Source organism: Massilia alkalitolerans DSM 17462 (genome assembly GCF_000427785.1).
GTDB classification, from domain to species: domain Bacteria; phylum Pseudomonadota; class Gammaproteobacteria; order Burkholderiales; family Burkholderiaceae_D; genus Telluria; species Telluria alkalitolerans.
Window position 1 is genome coordinate 69,402 of the sequence record NZ_ATYR01000001.1, and the last position, 18,204, is coordinate 87,605.

Below are 18,204 nucleotides of genomic sequence, written 5' to 3' on the forward strand. Positions count from 1 at the left end.
CCGTTGTGCTCACCAGTAGGCGGCGGTCTCGTAGTAACGGCGGATGTGCTCGGTTTCGTGGTAGCCGCGCTTGACCTGCGGCTTCGCAGCAGGCTGGGGCACCGGTGTATCGGCGGCCTCGGCCGTGCCGGCCACGACGGCCAGCGCCCCCAGCGGCGCGGCCTTCAGGAAGCCGCGGCGGCTGGGGTCCGGCACATCGTGCCCGGCGCCTGCGGCCGGCTTGCCGTCCGGTCCGTGTTCAAGTAGCTGCGGATGCTGTTCCATGCTGTGCCTCGTCTCGGTTAAACGGGTGATTCGGTGAGCGCTTCCCCGACCACGAAGGCTTCCGCTTCGATGGCGAGGAAGGCGCCGGCCAGGCGCGCGACCAGCCGGTAGTAATTGGCCCCTTCGGCGGACGCGATGTCGGCCAGGCAGCGCTCGTACCAGGGCGCAATGTGGACCTCGAAGAAGGCCTGCTGCCGCGCGAGCGGCTGGCGCGCAATGCCGGGGGCGCCGGTGATCAGGACGCGCATCGTCTCGCACAGGGCGCCCAGATGGTCTTCGAATTCGCCGACGCCGCGCACCCGGCCGATGCCGAAGCGCGCCAGGTCGGCGCGCAGCTCGGCCAGCGGGGTGTCGTTCATGAAGCCGGCCAGGTAGCGCGAGCCGTAGGGATTGACGGGCGGCGTGCCGACGCTGATGAAGAGCGCGTCGAACTCCTCGGCCACCGCATCCGGGTCCATGACGCCCGAGGCCAGGCTCAGCGCTTCCCAGGCCTGCTCCAGGGCCGGATCGCCTCCTTCGGAAAGGATGGGGTCGGCATGTGCCAGCGCGTCCAGCAGCGCACCGTCCGGCGCCGCCAGCAGCAGGCGCGACAGCAGCGCGTACAGATCGGCGCGCGCCTGGTCCTCGCCCGACAGCGGTAGCGGTACGGCGACAGTGATGGCGGGGCCGGCGGGACGGTTGATCGACGGCGCGTCAGGGTGGGACACGTGCTGCTCTCCTGTTGGCAAAGGGTCACCAGCAGTGTAGTCCTCCAGCGCGGCAGGCCGCGCACGGTTGATGACACGGTGTTATCAAACCACCGTCAACGCATGCCCAGGGCATGCATGAGGGTGCGGATCACGTAGGCCACCGCCGACAAGGTAAACACGCCGCCGAGCCAGAGCGCCGCCAGCCAGGCCAGGCGCCGCAGCCATTCGCGCCGGGTCACCATCAGTGATACCCCGCGTCGGCCTTGACCTTGCCCCGGAACACCCAGTACGACCAGGCCGTGTACATCAGGATGATGGGCAGGATGAACAGGGTGCCGACCAGCGCGAAGCCCTGGCTGCTGGGCGGCGAGGCCGCTTCCCAGATCGAGATCGCGGGCGGCACGATATGGGGCCAGATGCTGATCGCCATGCCGCTGTAGCCGAGGAAGATCAGGGCCAGGGACGCCACGAAAGGCACACGGTGCGGGTCGCGCTTGAGCGAGCGCAGCAGCAGCACGATGAACACCGCCACCAGCACCGGCACCGGTGCCAGGAACACGATGTTCGGGAAGCTGAACCAGCGCGCCGCCACCGCCGGGTCGCGCCAGGGCGTCCAGATGCTGACGATGACGATGGCCGCGAGCAGCATCAGGGCCAGGGGACGCGCCACCTGGACCATGCGCGCCTGCAGCTCGCCCTCGGTCTTCATCACCAGCCAGGTGGCGCCCAGCAGGGTATAGGCGATCATCACCCCGAACCCGGCCAGCAGCGGGAACGGTGCGATCCAGTCGAGCGGCCCGCCGGCATAGCTGCGCCCCGACACCGCGATGCCGTCGAGAAACGCGCCCAGCGACACGCCCTGGAAGAAGCTGGCCACCACCGAGCCGCCGATGAAGGCCTTGTCCCACAGGTGGCGCTCGTGATCCTTGGCCTTGAAGCGGAATTCGAAGGCCACGCCGCGGAACACCAGGCCGACCAGCATGAAGATCAGCGGCAGGTACAGCCCCGACAGGATGATCGAATAGGCCACCGGGAAGGCCGCCAGCAGCCCCTCGCCGCCCAGCACCAACCAGGTTTCGTTGCCGTCCCAGACCGGCGCTACCGTGTTCATCATGGTGTCGCGGTCGCGCTTTTTCGGGCTGAAGGGAAACAGCAGGCCAATGCCCAGGTCGAAGCCGTCCAGCAGCACGTACATGAAGACGGCGAAGAAGATGATGATCGCCCAGATGACGGTGGTGTCAATGCCCATGACCGGGTTCCTCCTTGTCGCGGCCAAGGCGGTCCGGGCTGGCCTCGCCCTCGTCGTCGTCGTTCTGCACGTCGGCGGCCGACAGCGGCCGGCTGGGCGTGCGTTCCTCGCCCGGGCCGCCCCGGGCCGGGGTATGCAGCTCGAAGCGCTGCGGCCCCTTGCGCATCATGCGCAGCAGGTAGACGGTGCCGGTGCCGAACACGAAGATATAGGCCACCACGAACAGGGCCAGGGTCAGGCCGAGCTCGGCGGCGCCATGCTTCGATACCGCGTCGGCGGTGCGCAGCACCCCATACACGACCCAGGGCTGGCGCCCCACCTCGGTCGTGGTCCAGCCGGCCAGGATGGCGACCAGGCCCGCCGGCCCCATCCAGACGGCGAAGCGCAGGAAGGGGCGGTTGCGCCACAAGCGCGCCTCCCCTTCCCGCTTGCGCCGCAGCCACAGGCTCCAGGCGCCGAGCGCGATCATGAGCAGGCCCAGGCCCACCATCAGGCGGAAGCTCCAGAACACGATCAGCGAGTTGGGCCGGTCTTCGCGCGGGAAATCCTTGAGTCCGGGGAACTGGCCGTTCCAGGAATGGGTGAGGATCAGGCTGCCCAGGTGCGGAATGCCGACTGCGTACTTGGTGCGTTCCTCTTCCATGTCGGGCACGCCGAACAGCAGCAGCGGGATCGCCTTGTCGCCTTCGTTCTGCCAGTGCCCTTCCATGGCCGCCAGCTTGGCGGGCTGGTGCTTCAGGGTGTTCAGGCCGTGGAAGTCGCCCACCACCGCCTGGATCGGCGCCACCAGCAGGATCATCCACATCGCCATCGACAGCATCTTGCGCACCGCCGGGTTGTCGCGGCCCTTGAGCAGCTGCCAGGCTCCGGTGGCGCCGACGATCAGGGCCGTGGTGAGATAGGCGGCGATCACCATGTGCAGCAGCCGGTAAGGGAAGGACGGGTTGAAGACGATCGCCAGCCAATCGGCCGGGACCATGCGGCCGCCCTCGATGGCATAGCCCTGCGGGGTCTGCATCCAGCTGTTGGCGGCCAGGATCCAGGTGGCCGAGATCAGGGTGCCGACCGCGACCGCGCAGGTGGCCCCGAAGTGCAGGCCCGGGCCGACGCGGGTCCAGCCGAACAGCATCACGCCCAGGAAGCCGGCTTCGAGGAAGAAGGCGGTCAGCACCTCGTAGGACAGGATCGGCCCCATGATGCTGCCGGCGAACTCGGACAGGTAGCTCCAGTTGGTGCCGATCTGGTAGGCCATCACGATGCCCGACACCACCCCCATGCCGAAGCAGACGGCGAAGATCTTGAGCCAGTAGTGGTAGAGGTCGACGTAGACCTGGCGCTTCGTGCGCAGCCAGCACAGCTCGAGCACGGCAAGGTAGCTGGCCATGCCAATCGTGATCGCCGGGAACAGGATGTGGAAGGACATCGTGAACGCAAATTGCACGCGCGCCAGATCCAAAGCGGACAAACCGAACATGCGGGCCCCTTTTGCTCGTCATACTCCGTTGTGGTGTCCAGAATCTAGCATGCGGACAGGGTGCGCACGCTTGGCGATGTCGATTTGCTACGCCAGAACCTCGCTTCGGCGTCGAAACCTTTCCCTCCCACAGAAAACTCGGGGTCACTGATCCATATTAATGACCCGTCAGATCGATCCTGCCGACCCAATCCACTCGTCTATATTGGCTGACGATTCGAGCCCGGCGGCAGCCTGAATCCTGTGTATCCAGCATGCATGCGGACTCGCGATCCGGCGACCCGGCCTCCGCCCTCGCCACGCGGTGGAACGGGCCATCCATCGATCGTCGATGTGAAAGGAGATGGTCATGACTCAACATCAGAACCACGCGGCGGCAACGCGGATCGCGGCGCGCGCCGGGGAAGCGGAGGTGCTGGTCGCTTCCTCGGCCATGCCGGCCAGCTTCCGCGAACTGCGCCAGGAGGCCGATACGGCCGCGGTCCGGCAACTGTTCGGGACCGCGCCGGCCCGGGCCGGCCAGCCCGAGCCCGAACTGAGCGGCGCCGGTTTCACCTATCGTCACGACTGGGGCGCGCGGCGCGGCCAGTGGGTGCTGCGCCTGAACTGGGATGTCATCCAGCCCCCCTCCCGGGTCCTGGTGGCGATCGGCGAAGGCGTGCCGGGCGGCCCGTCCGCCGGCAAGTTCATCGGCGCGGCCCGCACCACCCTGCACAACGTCGCCTCACGCTGGAACGGCGTCGACATCTGGATCGACATCGCGTGGAGCAGCGACATCTCGCTCTACGTCGATTACCTGATCATCAACCCTTGAAGCGCACCAGGAGATTCCCATGGCACCAAACGATCGTCTCGACCAGGACGCAGCACTGCTCCTCGACCCCGGAACGCAGGAGCGCGCGGATTCCTCGGACACCAAAGGCCCCTGGGCCGTCGCCGAAGCGAGCGTCGGCACGGAAGGCGTACAGCCCGCGCTGCAGGGGACCGGCTTTACCTACCGCCACGACTGGGGCATGCGCCGCGGCGAATGGCTGCTGCGGCTCAACTGGGACCTGATCCAGCCCGGCTCGCAGGTCTTCGTGGCCATCGGCGAAGGCGTGCCGGGCGGACCGCCCGCCGGCAAGTTCATCGGCGCAGCCCGCTATACCCTGCACAACGTCGCCCCGCGCTTCAACGGCGTCGACATCTGGGTCAACATCGAGTGGAGCGCCGACATCTCGCTGTCTGTCGACTACCTGGTCGTCAACCCGCCCTCGGCGCCGCCGGGCCTGCGCACGGTCTCGGTCACGGTGCACCGCCACAGCAGCGTGGCCCTGAGCGAAGCCGAGGCCGACCGGATCCTGGCCGACATGGGCACGATCCTCCAGAACGACGACACCGGGCCGGACGTCGCGACCCCGGTCCGTTTCGTGCGCAACGGCGCGGTCCGGCTGCTGCCGGCGAACATCCCCGGCACCATCCAGACGTCAAACGACCTGAATGCCCTCCTGACCGCAGGCAGCGGGGTCAAGATCGTGCAGGCCATCCGCTGGTGCGGCGGCCCCGGCGACGGCATCATCGGCTGCGCCCCGGTCGGCAGCGCCTCGGTCAACGTGGCCGCGGTGCGCTTCACCGCCAACCAGGAAGGCCTGATCTGGGTGCACGAGTACGGCCACAACTGCGGCCTCAGCCACCGCACCGACGACCCGCGCGCGGTCATGTACCCGTCCGTCGGCGCCGACCACAACGTGGTCAACGCGGCCGAGTCCTCGGCCTTCCTTTCGGGCCCGCTCAGCATCAGCGGCAAGGTGATGGCCGCCGGCGGCTGCTCCTGCGGCGCAGGCGGCCTGGCGCTGCCTGCCGACGTGCGCGACTTCGTCTCCCAGCACTGGATCGAGGGCGTGCCATGGGAGCTGGCCTCGCAGTACGGCGAGAAGGACGCCCGCCTGCTGCTGGACTGGCTGGTGAACGAGCCGGAGCAGCATGAGGAGTTCCTGACCCAGATCGTGGCCACCCTCGGCTACATCGGCAGCGAGATCGCGGTCCAGCCGATGATCGACTTCGTCCAGCAGCCGCGCGCCGGCCGTGCCGTGTTCAATGCCAAGAATACGGCCCTGCTGCGCCTCGGCGACCTGGCCAACCGGTCCGGCAGCCGCGCGGCGCTCGATTTCCTGGCGCGGGTCGCCGGCGACATGGACCTGGCGCGCACGCTGGCAGCGCCCCAGGCCAGCGCCGAGCTGCAGGCGGCCAAGGCGGCGCAGGACGTGGTGGCGCCTGGCCTCGACACCCTGGCCGCCGAGCTGGCGGTGTCGGCCACCTTCGGGCTGGCGCTGGCGGGCACGGCGCAATCGCAGCAGGCCGTGGAAGCGCTCAAGGGGAACGCCGACGCCTTCGCGACCGTGAACCAGGCGGCGCAGGAAGCAGCCGAGATCGCCGCGACCGTGCGCGCCAAGGGCCGCCAGGAGTACTACAGGATGAAGGCGGAACACCGGCATCACCTGTAATCGAGCTTGTTATTTGGAAATGAAACCCGCGGACGCGGCCTTTGTCTATAATGGCCGCGTCAGCATTTTCGTTTCCATGCCATGAACCAACCCATCTCGCTCCCGGGCGAAGCGAAGGTCATCCAGGCCCTCAAGGCCAGCTGCAGCGCGTGCAGCATGCACCAGCTGTGCCTGCCGATGGGCCTCGAGGATGCCGACATCAATCGCCTCGACCAGATCATCGGCCGCCGCCGCCGCCTCGCGCGCGACGAGCGCCTGTACGCCATGGGCGAGCCCTTCCGCAACCTGTACGCGGTGCGCTTCGGCCATTTCAAGACCTATCAGGTGAACGCCGCCGGCGAAGCCCAGATCACCGGCTTCCAGATGGCCGGCGAACTGCTGGGCATGGACGCCATCAGCGGCACCCACCATTGCGACGCCGTGGCCCTCGAGGACAGCGAGGTGTGCGAGATCCCGTTCTCGCGCCTGGAAGAGCTGTTCGGCCACGTGCCGGCCCTGTTGCGACACTTCCACCGCATCATGAGCCAGGAAATCACGCGCGAACAGAACGTTATGCTGCTGCTCGGCAATATGCGGGCGGAGCAGCGTTTTGCCGTCTTCCTGGTCAACCTGTCGGCACGCTACGCGGCGCGCGGCTATTCGCCGCACAGCTTCCAGCTGCGCATGTCGCGCGAAGACATCGGCAACTACCTCGGGCTCACCATCGAAAGCATCAGCCGCCTGCTGTCGCGCTTCAAGAAGCAGGGTTGGCTGCAGGTCGACAAGCGCGAAGTCACCCTGCTCGACCCGGCCAAGCTCAAGGCGCTGGCGGCCGGCACCGACGTCTGCAGCCCGATGGGCTAGGATCAGCCAGGATGGCTGCGCCGCTGCTCGACCTGCACCTGCGCAGCTATGGCGCCGCGCGCAGCTCGGACCGCCACGAGTTCGGCCAGCTGGTGCTGCCCGTGAGCGGCGAAGTCGCCGTGGAAATCGAAGGCCGCCAGGCCCGGCTCGATCCGCTGCGCGTGGCGGTGGTGGCGCCCGGCGCCTGGCACTCGCAGTGCAGCCCGGTGGCCAACCGGTCGCTGATCGTCGACCTGGGACCGGATACCTTCGCGCAAGGACCCTGGCAGCGCCTGCTCGAGCAGCCCTTCGGCGCCATCGGTCCCGCGGCCCGCAAGCTGGTCGAATTCATGGGCATCATGGCCGCCACCCGGCCGCCCGCGCCTTCCGTGCTGGCCGGCTGGACCCCGCTGCTGCTCGACACCCTGGTGCTGGGCGCGCCCGCGCCTGGCTCGCGTCTGGCGGCCCTGCTGGCCCGCATCGAGGCCGAACCTGGCCTGCCGTGGACCACCGAGGCCATGGCGCGCGCCGCCAGCCTGAGCGTCAGCCGCCTGCATGCGCTGTTTCGCGAAGAGCGCGACAGCACGCCCCACGACTGGCTGCTGGACTGCCGCCTGCGCCATGCCTGCGAATGGCTGCGTGCGACGGCGCGCCCGGTGGCCGAAATCGCGCTGGCCGCCGGCTTTTCCGAGCAGAGCGCGCTGACCCGGGCCATGCGCAGGACGATGGACACGACGCCGGCGGCCTACCGGCGCGCGTATCGCGAGAATCTGTCAAACCAGCAGTAGCCAGGGTCAAGAGCGCCGCGGGCATCCGGCCGACAATCTCCCTTCCCAAGGAGATCGACCATGCTTTCGCAGATTCACACCACGTCCCACACCACCCGGCTCGGCATCGGCGCCGGCATCACCGCGGGCGCCTTCTGGGGCCTGGTATTCCTCGCCCCCGAACTGGTGCCGGGCTTCTCGGCCCTGCAGTTGTCGGCCGGCCGCTACCTGGCCTACGGCATCGTCGCCGCCATCCTGGTCGCGCGCGCCTGGCCGCGGCTCAGGCAGCGCCTGAGCCGGGCCGACTGGCGCGGCCTGGCCTGGCTCAGCCTGGCGGGCAACATCGTGTACTACCTGTTCCTGGCCCAGGCCGTCCAATTGGGTGGAGTGGCCATGACCTCGATCGTGATCGGGCTGCTGCCGATCACCGTGACCCTGGCTGGCCTGCGCGAGCACGGCGCGGTGCCCTTGCGGCGCCTGCTGCCCTCCCTGCTGCTGGGCGCGGCCGGCCTGGCCTGCATCAGCTGGGATTCCTTGTCTTCCCTGGAGGGCGGTTCGGGCATCGGCCTCTTGTCGGCGATCGGCGCGCTGCTGTCCTGGACCTTCTATGCGGTCGCCAACCGGCGCTGGCTGGCGCGGCTCGATGGCATTTCGGCCAACGAATGGAGCCTGCTGGTGGGAGTGATGACGGGCGCCCAGGCCCTGCTGCTGGCAGTGCCGGCCTTTCCGGGCGGCGGCGCCACGCACACGGTCACCGAATGGCTGCAGTTCCTCGGGGTGGTGACGGCGGTCGGGATTTTCTGTTCGGTGCTCGGCAACGCCCTGTGGAACTACGCCAGCCGCGCCCTGCCGATGGCGTTGATGGGCCAGATGATCGTGTTCGAGACCGTGTTCGCCTCGCTCTACGGCTTCCTGTGGGAGGCGCGCTGGCCCAGCGGCCTGGAGGCGGCGGCGCTGGTATTGCTGATGGCTGGCGTGGTGTCCTGTGCTGCCGCCCACCGCGATTAAATGTCGACGACGAGGTCGGGCCGGAAGGCTTCCTGCTCGCCCTTGCTGAGGTAGCCGAGCGAATTGGCCACCACGCGGCAGGACCAGGGCCGGCCGGCATCGACGCCGCTGACCACGTAGTCGTTGGCGCAGTGCAGGTGGCCGTGGATCCAGATATCGGCCTGCGGGAACAAGCCGTCGAGCGCATTGCAGAAGCCCGCGGTCCCGGGCGTGAGGCCATAGCGCGGGTCGGCGCTTTGCAGGCTGGGCGCGAAATGGGTCACTACCACCGTGCGCCCCTCGAAGGGCGCCGCCAGCGCCCCGCGCAGCCAGTCCTGGCAGTCCAGCGCCATTTCGCGGATGCCCTCGGCCAGCACCTTCTCGCCGTTCTTCAGGGTGGTGTTCTTCGAGAGGTACCAGTTGGCGGCGCGGAAGGCCTTCTCGCGCTTTTGCAGCTGCTTGCTCAGCTCCTGCTCGCGCAGCGCCAGCGCGTCGAAGTCGCTCCACAGGGTGGTGCCGATGAAGCGGATATTCCCGATGACGAGCGTCTGGCGGTCCAGCCATTCGATACCGAGGCGCGCGCAGCTGTCGCGCAGGCGCGCGTAGGCTTCGTCGTAATCGAGGCCATCGAATTCGTGGTTGCCGGGGATGTACAGGACGCGCGCGCCATTGGCGCCGGGGCGCAGGGGCGAGAAACGTTCGAGCCCGAAATCCTCGTCGGTCAGGCGCGATCCGGCCTGGTAGGAGCCGATGTCGCCCGCCAGGACGACGACGTCGGTGTCGCCGCGGATCTGCGGATTGAAACCGGCGTAGCGTTCGAGGTGCAGGTCGGAGAAGATCTGGATGCGCATGGTCGGCGCAGTATAGCGGTTTCCACCGCCGGCTGCGCCACCGTGTCAGAAGCTGACGCGCACGTAGGGCGCGCTTTGCTTCGCCTCGCCGTGGTAGACGGCTTCGATGTTGTTGCCGTCCGGGTCCAGCACGAAGGCGCCGTAGTAGCCCGGGTGGTAGGCGCGTTCGCCGGGGCGGCCGTTGTCCCTGCCGCCGGCGGCCAGGGCCGCGAAATAGAAGGCATTGACCATCTTGCGGTCGCGTGCCTGGAAGGCCAGGTGGTGGCGGCCGGTGAGCACGCCCTGCGCGGCCGCGCTGTCGCGGCTGGAGATGAAGAGTTCGTCAGCCCAGAAGTAATCGTCACCCGCGCCGCCCAGCGGAATGCCCAGCACCTCGAACACGGCGCCGTAGAACCTGCGCGATGCGGGCAGGTCCCTGACCACGAGCTGGATGTGGTCGATGAGTCGGCCGCGGTAGATTTCTTGTGTTTCCATGCGGTGCTCCTGAAGAAGAAGGTCATGAAAGACAGCGTGTGCGCGAGCAGTGTAGGAGCAAAACCGGGCCGTGGCAACGCTTCTCTAGCGGCTATTCCAGACCGGGGGCAATTGGCCCTTGGCCGTGGCGCGCAACATCTGCAGGCTGTCCTTGTCGATGCGCGCTGCTGGAACATGTTCCAGCACCTTTGCGGCGAAGTCGGGCAGGCCTGTCATCAGCCCGGATATGCGCACGACTTCGCCGGACTGGAGCTCGATCCGGAACCAGTTCCAGGCTCGGGAGAAGCGGACCTTGCCGACCTCGTTCCAGCCGAAGGCCAGGCGCCGGCCAGTGGGGCGGCCAAAGTCCATCCCCGCTTCCGATACGGTATGGCGCGCGAAACGATAGTCGGCCACCAGGTAGGCTGCCAGCAGCGTCATGCCGCTCATGAAGACGTGGAACCAGACGTTGACGGTGTCGTCCGGCCATATAGTGGCGGCCACCATGGCGCCGGCGAAGAACAGCGTACCGATCACGCCGATGACGAGTAAACCCGCATGATGCTGCACGCGGCGGCCGGCCGCGGCTGGAGCGGCGCGGTGACGGCTGCGTGCCAGCCAGCGCATGGTCAGCGTCATCGCCACCACCCAGAAAAGTGCTTGTGCAACTGCGCGCAGCCAGTCGGGCATCACGGTGCTCCTTCCTTCGGTGCGGCGATCGCGCCGCGGTACAGGGCATCGGTGATGCGCTCCTGGAAGCGCGCCTCGGACGAGAAGCGTCCGGGGTGGCGGTCGGGGTCGTCGCCCACGCCGCTGCCGACGTAGATCATGCCGTTCTTCGTGGTCGGATCGAACACGAACAAGGCGTTCAGGCCCCAGGACCAGCCCAGGTGGCCGACCCCGGTGAAGCCGCCGCCTTCCACCAGGCGGTCGCCGCTGGCCCGGCCGTCCTCCACGATGCTGGTGTCCGTAAAGTGCTGGTTGCCCAGGCCCCAGGCGTGGTACAGGCCGCGGAAATTGTCGCTGTCGCCATTGCCGCTGCCCGGCCGCAGGGTCCATTGGCGCGACAACATGAGCGCCACCGTTTCCGGCTTCAGTATCTGCCGGCCCTGATGGCAGCCCTCGTTCATCAGCATCAGCATGAGCTGCGCCAACTCGCCGGCCGAGATGCGCAGGCTGCCCTGCGGGCCGAACAGGGTGCCGTTGGTGCCCACGAAGTAGCGCTCGAGCCCCGGCGGCGCGAGCGGTGGGTCGAGGTGGAAATCGTCGGACTGCGCGATCCACGGGCCTTGCGGATCCCAGCGTTCGTCGCCGTCCTTCTCGCGGCGGCGGTACAGGGTGGCGGCGTCCTCGATCCGGGCGGGGGCGAAGTCGGCCAGGTAGAAGCCGGCCTTCAGGCCCATCGGATCGAACACCAGGCGCCGCATCAGGCGGTCGAAGCGTTCGCCGCCGGCGCGCTCCATGATGGTGGCGATGATGCCGGAATTGAAGTTGACGTAGTCGAAGTAGCGCCCCGGCGCATGGGTGCTGGACCACATGGCGCCCTTGCCGTGCAGGCGTCCGCCCGGCTGCAAGACCTCCTTCAGGTCGACCGCGGGGTCGAACTTGAAGCCGCCCTCGTCGCGCAGCGAGGAGGTGTGCGTGAGCAGCATGCGCAGGGTGATCGCCTGGTCCGGGAAGTGCGGGTTGCGCAACCGGTAGCCGAGCCAGGCGCTGACGTCCTGGTCCAGCGCCAGCCTGCCCTGCTCCACCAGCTTCATGGCGCCCAGCGTGGTCACCAGCTTGGACACCGAGGCGATGCGAAACATCGTGTCGGCGTCCATCGGCTGCGCAGACAGGGTGGCGCTGGCCAGGCGCTTGTAGCCGAACTGGCGGCTGTAGACGATCTCGCCGCCGCGGACCGCCACCACCGCCAGGCCGGGCAGCGGAATGGCGGGGTCGTCGACGATGGCCTGCAGTTGCCGCGTCAGGGCCTCGGCCCGGGGCGCGGACAGGGGCGCGGACAGGGGCGCGGCTGCGCTCGCACAGGACAGCGCCGACAGCGCAAGCATGGCCAGCGTCGATTTCACGGCCCGGTCACGCCTTCTTCTGCTTGGCGATCCAGCCGTCCACCAGCTCGCCCAGCACGTCGAGCGGCACCGAGCCCGCGCCCAGCACCAGGTCGTGGAAGCCCGGGAGCGAGAACTTGTCGCCCAGTTCCTTCCTGGCCTTCTCGCGCAGCTCGATGATGCGCAGCATGCCGATCATGTAGGCATTCGCCTGGCCCGGCCAGACGACGTAGCGCTCGACTTCCTGGGCGCCGATGCCGTAGTCGATGGCTTGCTGGCGTGTCCAGCCCTTCGAGTGCAGGCCGGTGTCGACCACCAGGCGGCGGGCGCGGAACAGTTCCGAACCGAGCGCCCCCAACAGGCCGGGCACGTCGCCTTCGTACCAGCCCTGCTCCACCGCCAGGCGTTCGGTGTACAGCGCCCAGCCCTCGGCGTGGGCGCTGCCGCCGCTGAAGATGCGCTGGCTGCGGAATTTCGGGATGCCGGTCAGTTCCTGCTGGATCGCCAGCTGGAAGTGGTGGCCCGGCACCGCCTCGTGGTAGGCCAGGCTGCGCATGCGGATCATGTCGAAGCTGGGCCCACGCAGCGGCACCCAGAAGATGCCCGGGCGGGTGCCGTCCGGCGCCGGCAGCGTGTAATGGGCGGCGGCCGAGGGTTCGGTCAGCGGCGGCACGCGGCGCACCTCGACCGGCGCGCGCGGCTTCAGGTTGAACAGCGTGCTGCTCCTGCGCTCGGCATCCTTCACCATCTCGCCATAGCTGGCGATGATCGCCGGGCGCGGGTCGCCTTCGCCCTTCGGCTGGAAGCGCGCATCGAGCTGCTTCATACGGGTTTCGATGTTGCCCTCGGTCAGGCCGAGCGAGCGCAAGTGGCGGTCCATCTCGCCTTCGATGCGCGCCACCTCGCGCAGGCCGATCTCGTGGATCTCGTTCGGCGACAGCTTGGTGCTGGTGAAGTTCTCGACCGCGCGCGCATAGGCCGCGGCGCCGTTCGGCAGGCGCGAGATGCCGGCCACGTCACCGGTACGCGGGTGGATTTCAAGCATGAATTCCTGCACCCGCTTGTAGGCCGGGCGGATGCGCTCGTCCACGATGCGGGCGGCGCGCGCCAGTGCCGCGTTGCGCACGTCCGGGTTCAGGCCTTCGATCTTCTCGGTGCGCTGGGCCAGCGAGGTCACCAGGACGTTCTCGTTCGCCGCCGGCTTGAGGAAGCTGTCGACCTGGAATTGCGCGCGCTCGAGGATGAAGCGCGGCGGGATCAGGGACTTGGCGGCGGCCTCGCGGGCGCGCGCCAGCGCTTCGTCCATGCGGGTGCCGACCTGCTCCAGGCGCGCCAGGTAGCTGTCGAGGTCCTGCGGGTTGCGCAACGGGTGGGTGGTGTTCATGAAGTTGACCAGGCCGACCTGCACACCGCTGAACTGCGAGAACACGAAGGCATGGTCCTCATACGGCTCGTTGGCGATCACGTTCTGCAGCGACCAGCGCATCACCGCGCTTGATATCCGCTGGTTCTCGTCGAGCGGGCCTGCCATCCACTTGTCCAAGCGCGCCAGGCCGGTCCTGGCCAGCGCCTGCATCTTCTGGCGATGGGCTTTCGTCATCGGCGTCAGCTCGCGGTCCAGCTTCGCCTGCTCGGCGCCGCTGAAGTACTGGGTGGACGTGGCCATCTGCGGGTTCAGGCGCACCCAGTCTTCGGCAAACTTGTCGGCCCAGGTATCGAAGGCCTTGTTCGGCTTGGCGCTGGCAGCCTTGGCCGCGGGCGCGGCCAGTGCGGCGCTCGGCATGGTCGCAACAGCGATGGCGGCGGGGATGAACAGGGCGGCGATGGCGGCGCGCAGGCTGCGATGGCGGAGGGATGGCATCTTGGTCTCGTATCCTTGGTCGTTGTGGTGTCGGTCGACGGCGCCGGGCGCCGTGCTTGCCGCGGAGGAATCTAACATGGAAGAGCTCAAAGAAACAACGTGCCCGTGGTATGTACAGACGAGCCGTCCATACGCTGCTAGACTGGGCCGGAGCCATCCACGACGACCCGACATGCCCATGCTCCGACGCCCGATTGCTTCCCTTGCCTTCCTTGCCCTCCTGCTGGCGGGGATCGATGGCCGCGCCGCCGAACCCGCCTACCCGACCACCATGGCCGAATTGCCGGACGCGGTGCGCGAGCTGCTGGTCCGCCGCGAGGATGGAATGGCCGATGTCGGCGGGCCGTTCAGCGAGGCTTGCGTGCGCAAGCCCGGTACCTTCCACGCGCGCCTGGTCTGGGCCGAAGTGCGGGCGGATACGGTGCTGGTGCGCTACGAGCGTGGCGGACTTGCCGGCCCGCGTCCCTACCAGGTGGAGTTCACCAGGATCGGGGACAGCTGGAGCGAAGTGGTCCAGCATACCCGCCTTACCTGGTCGGGCCGGCCACGCGCGTTCGGCCCCGCACATTAAGTTCGATTATTGAACTATTATTGCCCTTGCCTTCGGGCATCCGCTCACTGCCATCGCGACGGTGAAATAATAATTCATAATCGAGACAAAAATGAAATCTTCTTTCATGGCGCCGGCACTGCTGTGCGCTTCCCTGCTGGCCGCCGCGCCAGCCCAGGCCGAACAATTCAAGGTCCTCGTGTTCACCAAGACCGCAGGCTGGCACCATGACGCCGTGCACGCAGGCGTGAGCGCCGTCGAGGAACTGGGCAAGCTGCACGACTTCAAGGTCTTCTGGACCGCCGACGCGGGACGCGTGATGAACGACGCCGAACTGTCCAAGTACCAGGCCGTCGTTTTCCTCTTGACCACCGGCGACGTGCTCGACGACAAGCAGCAGGCCGCCTTCGAGCGCTACATCCGCAAGGGCGGCGGCTTCGTGGGCGTGCACAGCGCCTCGGACACCGAATACGGCTGGCCGTGGTACACCAGGATGGTCGGCCACATGTTCCACGTGCACCCGGCGGTGCAGACCGCGGTGCTGCAGGTCCGCGACCGCAACTTCCCGGGCATGGAGCGCTTCGCGCCGCGCACCCTGTTCACCGAGGAATGGTATGAGTTCGGTCCGCCGACTTCCGGCAAGCTGAATTACCTCTTGAGCGTCGACGAGTCCACCTACAAACCCGAGACCAGCAAGGGCAAGGGCATGGGCGCCTTCCACCCGATCAGCTGGTACCAGGCCTACGATGGCGGACGCGCCTTCTACACGGCGCTGGGCCACATGCAGGCCACCTACCGCGACCCGGTGTTCCTGCACCACCTGTACGGCGGCATCTACTGGGCGGCGACGGGACGCGGTTTCAAGGCCGAGTAGGATGTGGTTGCAGCGCAAGCGGCTGCGGGTGGCGTGATGCCTTGCTGCCGCACGTCAAAGGCGCTGCTGTGCTGAGCAACTATGCTGTTTCCACATGGAAATCAAATGGAGGCAGGCATGGACAAAACGGCAGACAGCATCCCCATCAGCGATAACCAGGCGATCGCGTTATGGAACCCGACCGCCGCCGCACTGTGGAGCCTGGTCTTCACACCGGCCTTCGGCGCCTGGCTCCACATGCGCAACTGGGAGCGGCTCGGACAGCCGGACAAGGCCAGGCACGCACGCTACTGGTTCGCCGGCATGCTCCTGATTGCCATCGCCAGTTACGCCGCCGGCGCTGCGGGCGCCCTGCTTGGCCGCGACGATCTCACCGCGCCCTGGTGGGCCTCGCTGGCCTTGTTCGGCGCCTGGGGTGTGGGGTCGGCCTACCAGCAGATCAAGCATGTCGACGACCACCACGGCGAAAGCTATGCGCGCCGCTCCTGGGCTGCGCCTATCCTGGTCGGCGTGGCCGCGATCTGCGCCATTCCGTTTGCGGCCGGCGTTGTGACCGCCTTCCGGGTCGCGACCGCGTAATCCGCCGCGGGCACGAGCGCCATGGACACGACGCTGCAGACATCCACCGCCGCCCGTCCTGCGCCGGCAGGACGTGACCTGGCATTGTGGAACCCGGCGGCGGCCGCGCTCTGGAGCGTCGTCCTGTCGCCGGCCTTCGGCGCCTGGCTCCACATGCGCAACTGGGAGCGCCTCGGGGAGGACGACAAGGCCAGGGACGCGGCCAGCTGGTTCGCCATGGCCTGCGGCCTGCACGCCGTGAACCTGCTCATCGTGCTGGCCGGCGCGGTGCTCGGACGCGAGACCGGCCTGCCCCACCCGGTCGGCCTGGCCTTCCTGGCCGTCTGGTACATCCGCTCCGGCCATGCCCAGGTCCGCCATGTCGCCGACCTGCACGGTCCGGCATATGCGCGCCGGTTCTGGCTTGGGACGCTCCTTGTGGGTGTGGCGGCGATCGCCGCCCTGGTCTGCCTGACGGCGATCCTGATCCTGGCGGTATCGCCCTGGCGCCGATAGTAGCGCTGGTCGGCGAGCTTATTGCCCCGCGGCGGCCAGCGCGCCGCCTTCCTTGAGCCGGCGCCGCAGCAGGTCCTCGGCTACGTCAAGCGCCTTGTCCGGCGCCGCGGAGATATCCGGAATCACGCCCGCGCCTTCCCAGTTGGACCCGGTGATCGGGTTGATGGCGCGCCTGTTGGGAATGAAGGCAAAGAAATGCTCGCCGATGCGGAAGGCGCGCGACGGGTGGGCGCCGCCCCAGGTCGGCGCGCCGATCACCGTGGCGCGCTTGAGTGCCTGCATCGTGTAGACGAACTCTTCGCCTGCCGACTTGGTGTCGGGGCTGACCAGGATCAGGACCGGCTTCTTGCTGCCGTAGCGCTTGCCATCGAGCTTGTCGACGGTCCAGTGCTGCTTGCTGATGCCGGTGCTGCGATCCCAGATGTCGTTGAGGCGGGTACGCTGGTCCACGAAATAACTGATGAGTAAGGCCACGCCTTCCGGATTGCCGCCACGGTGCGCGCGCAGGTCCATGATCAGGCCGTCGGTCCCGGCAAGTTCATCCATGGCAGCGGCGAACCTGGCGCCCGAGATGAAGGGAGGAGCGAAACCGGAAATCTTCAGGTAGCCGATGTTGCCGTCCAGGCGCTCGACCTTGTCGACCGGGTTCGCCATGACGTAGGTGATCTGGCGCATCACGAAGTTGTTGCGCCGCTCCCAGTCCGCCTGCGTCTCCGGCCGCGGCCCGCCCTTGCTGTCAGGAGGGAGCGGGTCGGCGCTGAACCCGACCATCATGTGCCGGTCAGGGGCGATGCTCTGGACGTCGTCGGTGAGCTGCTGCGCCAGCTGTTCGGCGTCCGTCACCCGATCGTAGATGCCCTCCTGCTGGCGCCGGCGCAGGAAGGCTTCGACCTGATTCACCTTGTCGGGCAAGACATAATGCCTGTTGTATTGCGTGATCAGCCCATCGATAGCCTCGCGGCTTGTGCCGCGATCGATCGCTACCTTAGGCTGCGGCACGTACATCTGCCACAAGTGCGCCCAGATAGGCATGGTGGCAGCGATACCGGCAACGGCCAGCACCAGCAAAGGCGCTGTGACGATCCATTTCTTCTTCATTGTCTTCCTTATCGTGGCATGCAATGTTCATGCCTGGTGGGTATGACGGAAACAATTACTTCATTCTTGAAGCAGAGAAACGGATCGAGCATAGCACGACAATTACTATTTAATAGCACTTTCTCCTGCCACTTGCGCGTCCGCCGTGATCGCCAGCATCGGCTCGCGCTGCCAGCTCCAGCTGCGCGCCAGGCGCCAGTCGCGCGCCCCGCCCTCCACCACGACCTGCCAGTGGGTGGCCTCGAGTCCGGGCGCCTGCGCCACGAAGCGGCCGTGGGCGTCCGGCAGGGCTTCGAGGACGCGGTCGCGTTCCGGCTGGGTCGGATGCGCGAGGCGGATGTGGAAGGGTGCGCGCACCGGCTCGCCATGACTGAGCAGGGTGCCGGTCACGCGCCCGGCCGCGGCATCGTAGCCAGCTTCGAAGCGCAGACCGAGGCGGCTGGCGGCGCGGTCGCGCCCCAGTTCCTGGTTGATGGCCTTGCCCTGCTTGTAGTAGTCGCCGACCACCATCGCGTCCGGGCGGCTCAGCGCCAGCGAGAGCATGACGAAGCCGCCGACCAGCACCAGCACCGGGCCGATCATCAGGAACCAGGGCCAGCGGTGCCGGTACCAGGGGGCGGCCGGCTGGAGGCTCATATTCGCTTGCATGTTGTTTGCTCC

The 18,204-nt window shown here is 67.7% G+C and carries 21 protein-coding genes; 9 read left to right on the forward strand and 12 right to left on the reverse strand.

What is annotated here, in order from left to right; translation table 11 throughout:
• Positions 1–9: 9 nt before the first annotated feature.
• The 5 genes from YWC_RS0100330 to YWC_RS0100350 all read right to left on the reverse strand — a co-directional run bounded on the left by YWC_RS0100330 (position 10) and on the right by YWC_RS0100350 (position 3,676).
• Entirely contained in the window at positions 10–264 is a 255-nt protein-coding gene (locus YWC_RS0100330) for a twin-arginine translocation signal domain-containing protein (protein WP_051306105.1), read from the reverse strand.
• Positions 265–281: 17 nt separating this feature from the next.
• Entirely contained in the window at positions 282–971 is a 690-nt protein-coding gene (locus tag YWC_RS0100335; RefSeq protein ID WP_229412973.1) for a TorD/DmsD family molecular chaperone, read from the reverse strand.
• Between the two features lie 95 nt (positions 972–1,066).
• A complete protein-coding gene (locus tag YWC_RS31880) occupies positions 1,067–1,195 on the reverse strand; it encodes a DUF2474 domain-containing protein (RefSeq protein WP_081925822.1) in 129 nt (42 codons plus the stop codon).
• Positions 1,195–2,202, reverse strand: coding sequence for a cytochrome d ubiquinol oxidase subunit II (cydB, locus tag YWC_RS0100345; RefSeq protein WP_027863596.1), 1,008 nt, complete (start codon positions 2,200–2,202; stop codon positions 1,195–1,197). Before cydB ends, YWC_RS31880 begins: the two co-directional genes overlap by 1 nt.
• The gene (locus YWC_RS0100350) at positions 2,192–3,676 is read right to left on the reverse strand and encodes a cytochrome ubiquinol oxidase subunit I (protein ID WP_027863597.1); all 1,485 of its coding nucleotides are present in this window, start codon (positions 3,674–3,676) and stop codon (positions 2,192–2,194) included. Before YWC_RS0100350 ends, cydB begins: the two co-directional genes overlap by 11 nt.
• Positions 3,677–4,025: 349 nt before the next feature.
• On the opposite strand from YWC_RS0100350, the gene YWC_RS0100355 reads away from it, so the two are divergent.
• The 5 genes from YWC_RS0100355 to YWC_RS0100375 all read left to right on the forward strand — a co-directional run bounded on the left by YWC_RS0100355 (position 4,026) and on the right by YWC_RS0100375 (position 8,756).
• Positions 4,026–4,490, forward strand: coding sequence for a hypothetical protein (locus tag YWC_RS0100355; RefSeq protein ID WP_027863598.1), 465 nt, complete (start codon positions 4,026–4,028; stop codon positions 4,488–4,490).
• Between the two features lie 19 nt (positions 4,491–4,509).
• Positions 4,510–6,159 carry a hypothetical protein gene (locus YWC_RS0100360; RefSeq protein ID WP_027863599.1) on the forward strand — a complete coding sequence of 550 codons (1,650 nt, stop codon included), beginning with the start codon at positions 4,510–4,512 and terminating at the stop codon, positions 6,157–6,159.
• An 81-nt stretch (positions 6,160–6,240) separates the two neighbouring features.
• Positions 6,241–7,002 carry a fumarate/nitrate reduction transcriptional regulator Fnr gene (gene fnr / locus YWC_RS0100365; RefSeq protein ID WP_027863600.1) on the forward strand — a complete coding sequence of 254 codons (762 nt, stop codon included), beginning with the start codon at positions 6,241–6,243 and terminating at the stop codon, positions 7,000–7,002.
• Between the two features lie 11 nt (positions 7,003–7,013).
• Positions 7,014–7,769: a helix-turn-helix transcriptional regulator gene (locus YWC_RS0100370; RefSeq protein WP_027863601.1), complete on the forward strand. Its 756-nt coding sequence runs from the start codon at positions 7,014–7,016 to the stop codon at positions 7,767–7,769.
• A gap of 60 nt (positions 7,770–7,829) precedes the next feature.
• The gene (locus tag YWC_RS0100375) at positions 7,830–8,756 is read left to right on the forward strand and encodes a DMT family transporter (protein WP_084416226.1); all 927 of its coding nucleotides are present in this window, start codon (positions 7,830–7,832) and stop codon (positions 8,754–8,756) included.
• On the opposite strand, the gene YWC_RS0100380 is transcribed toward YWC_RS0100375, so the two are convergent.
• From YWC_RS0100380 to YWC_RS0100400, 5 genes are all read right to left on the reverse strand, one after another.
• Positions 8,753–9,586, reverse strand: coding sequence for a metallophosphoesterase (locus YWC_RS0100380; RefSeq protein WP_027863603.1), 834 nt, complete (start codon positions 9,584–9,586; stop codon positions 8,753–8,755). The two genes, YWC_RS0100375 and YWC_RS0100380, sit on opposite strands and share 4 nt — an antisense overlap.
• 45 nt (positions 9,587–9,631) lie before the next feature.
• Entirely contained in the window at positions 9,632–10,060 is a 429-nt protein-coding gene (locus YWC_RS0100385) for a VOC family protein (RefSeq protein WP_027863604.1), read from the reverse strand.
• Between the two features lie 84 nt (positions 10,061–10,144).
• Positions 10,145–10,729, reverse strand: a complete 585-nt coding sequence (locus tag YWC_RS31335; protein WP_156923415.1) for a hypothetical protein — start codon at positions 10,727–10,729, stop codon at positions 10,145–10,147.
• Positions 10,729–12,108, reverse strand: a complete 1,380-nt coding sequence (locus YWC_RS0100395; protein ID WP_229412974.1) for a serine hydrolase domain-containing protein — start codon at positions 12,106–12,108, stop codon at positions 10,729–10,731. The genes YWC_RS31335 and YWC_RS0100395 overlap by 1 nt, the downstream gene beginning before the upstream one ends.
• A gap of 7 nt (positions 12,109–12,115) precedes the next feature.
• Positions 12,116–13,948 (reverse strand): DUF885 domain-containing protein, encoded by a 1,833-nt coding sequence (locus YWC_RS0100400; protein ID WP_027863606.1) that lies wholly within the window; start codon positions 13,946–13,948, stop codon positions 12,116–12,118.
• A 172-nt stretch (positions 13,949–14,120) separates the two neighbouring features.
• On the opposite strand from YWC_RS0100400, the gene YWC_RS0100405 reads away from it, so the two are divergent.
• The 4 genes from YWC_RS0100405 (at position 14,121) to YWC_RS0100420 (ending at position 16,446) form a co-directional block, all read left to right on the forward strand.
• Complete coding sequence (locus YWC_RS0100405) at positions 14,121–14,519, forward strand: hypothetical protein (RefSeq protein ID WP_156923416.1); 399 nt, start codon at positions 14,121–14,123, stop codon at positions 14,517–14,519.
• Between the two features lie 91 nt (positions 14,520–14,610).
• Positions 14,611–15,372 carry a ThuA domain-containing protein gene (locus YWC_RS0100410; protein ID WP_027863608.1) on the forward strand — a complete coding sequence of 254 codons (762 nt, stop codon included), beginning with the start codon at positions 14,611–14,613 and terminating at the stop codon, positions 15,370–15,372.
• A 117-nt stretch (positions 15,373–15,489) separates the two neighbouring features.
• The gene (locus tag YWC_RS0100415; RefSeq protein ID WP_156923417.1) at positions 15,490–15,951 is read left to right on the forward strand and encodes a hypothetical protein; all 462 of its coding nucleotides are present in this window, start codon (positions 15,490–15,492) and stop codon (positions 15,949–15,951) included.
• A gap of 21 nt (positions 15,952–15,972) precedes the next feature.
• Positions 15,973–16,446 (forward strand): hypothetical protein, encoded by a 474-nt coding sequence (locus YWC_RS0100420; RefSeq protein WP_027863610.1) that lies wholly within the window; start codon positions 15,973–15,975, stop codon positions 16,444–16,446.
• 18 nt (positions 16,447–16,464) lie between these two features.
• Here the strand turns inward: YWC_RS0100420 and YWC_RS0100425 are convergent, their stop codons facing one another.
• Both YWC_RS0100425 and YWC_RS0100430 read right to left on the reverse strand, forming a co-directional pair.
• A complete protein-coding gene (locus YWC_RS0100425; protein ID WP_051306107.1) occupies positions 16,465–17,544 on the reverse strand; it encodes a S41 family peptidase in 1,080 nt (359 codons plus the stop codon).
• Positions 17,545–17,649: 105 nt separating this feature from the next.
• Positions 17,650–18,192 carry a FixH family protein gene (locus YWC_RS0100430; RefSeq protein ID WP_027863612.1) on the reverse strand — a complete coding sequence of 181 codons (543 nt, stop codon included), beginning with the start codon at positions 18,190–18,192 and terminating at the stop codon, positions 17,650–17,652.
• Between the last annotated feature and the right edge of the window lie 12 nt (positions 18,193–18,204).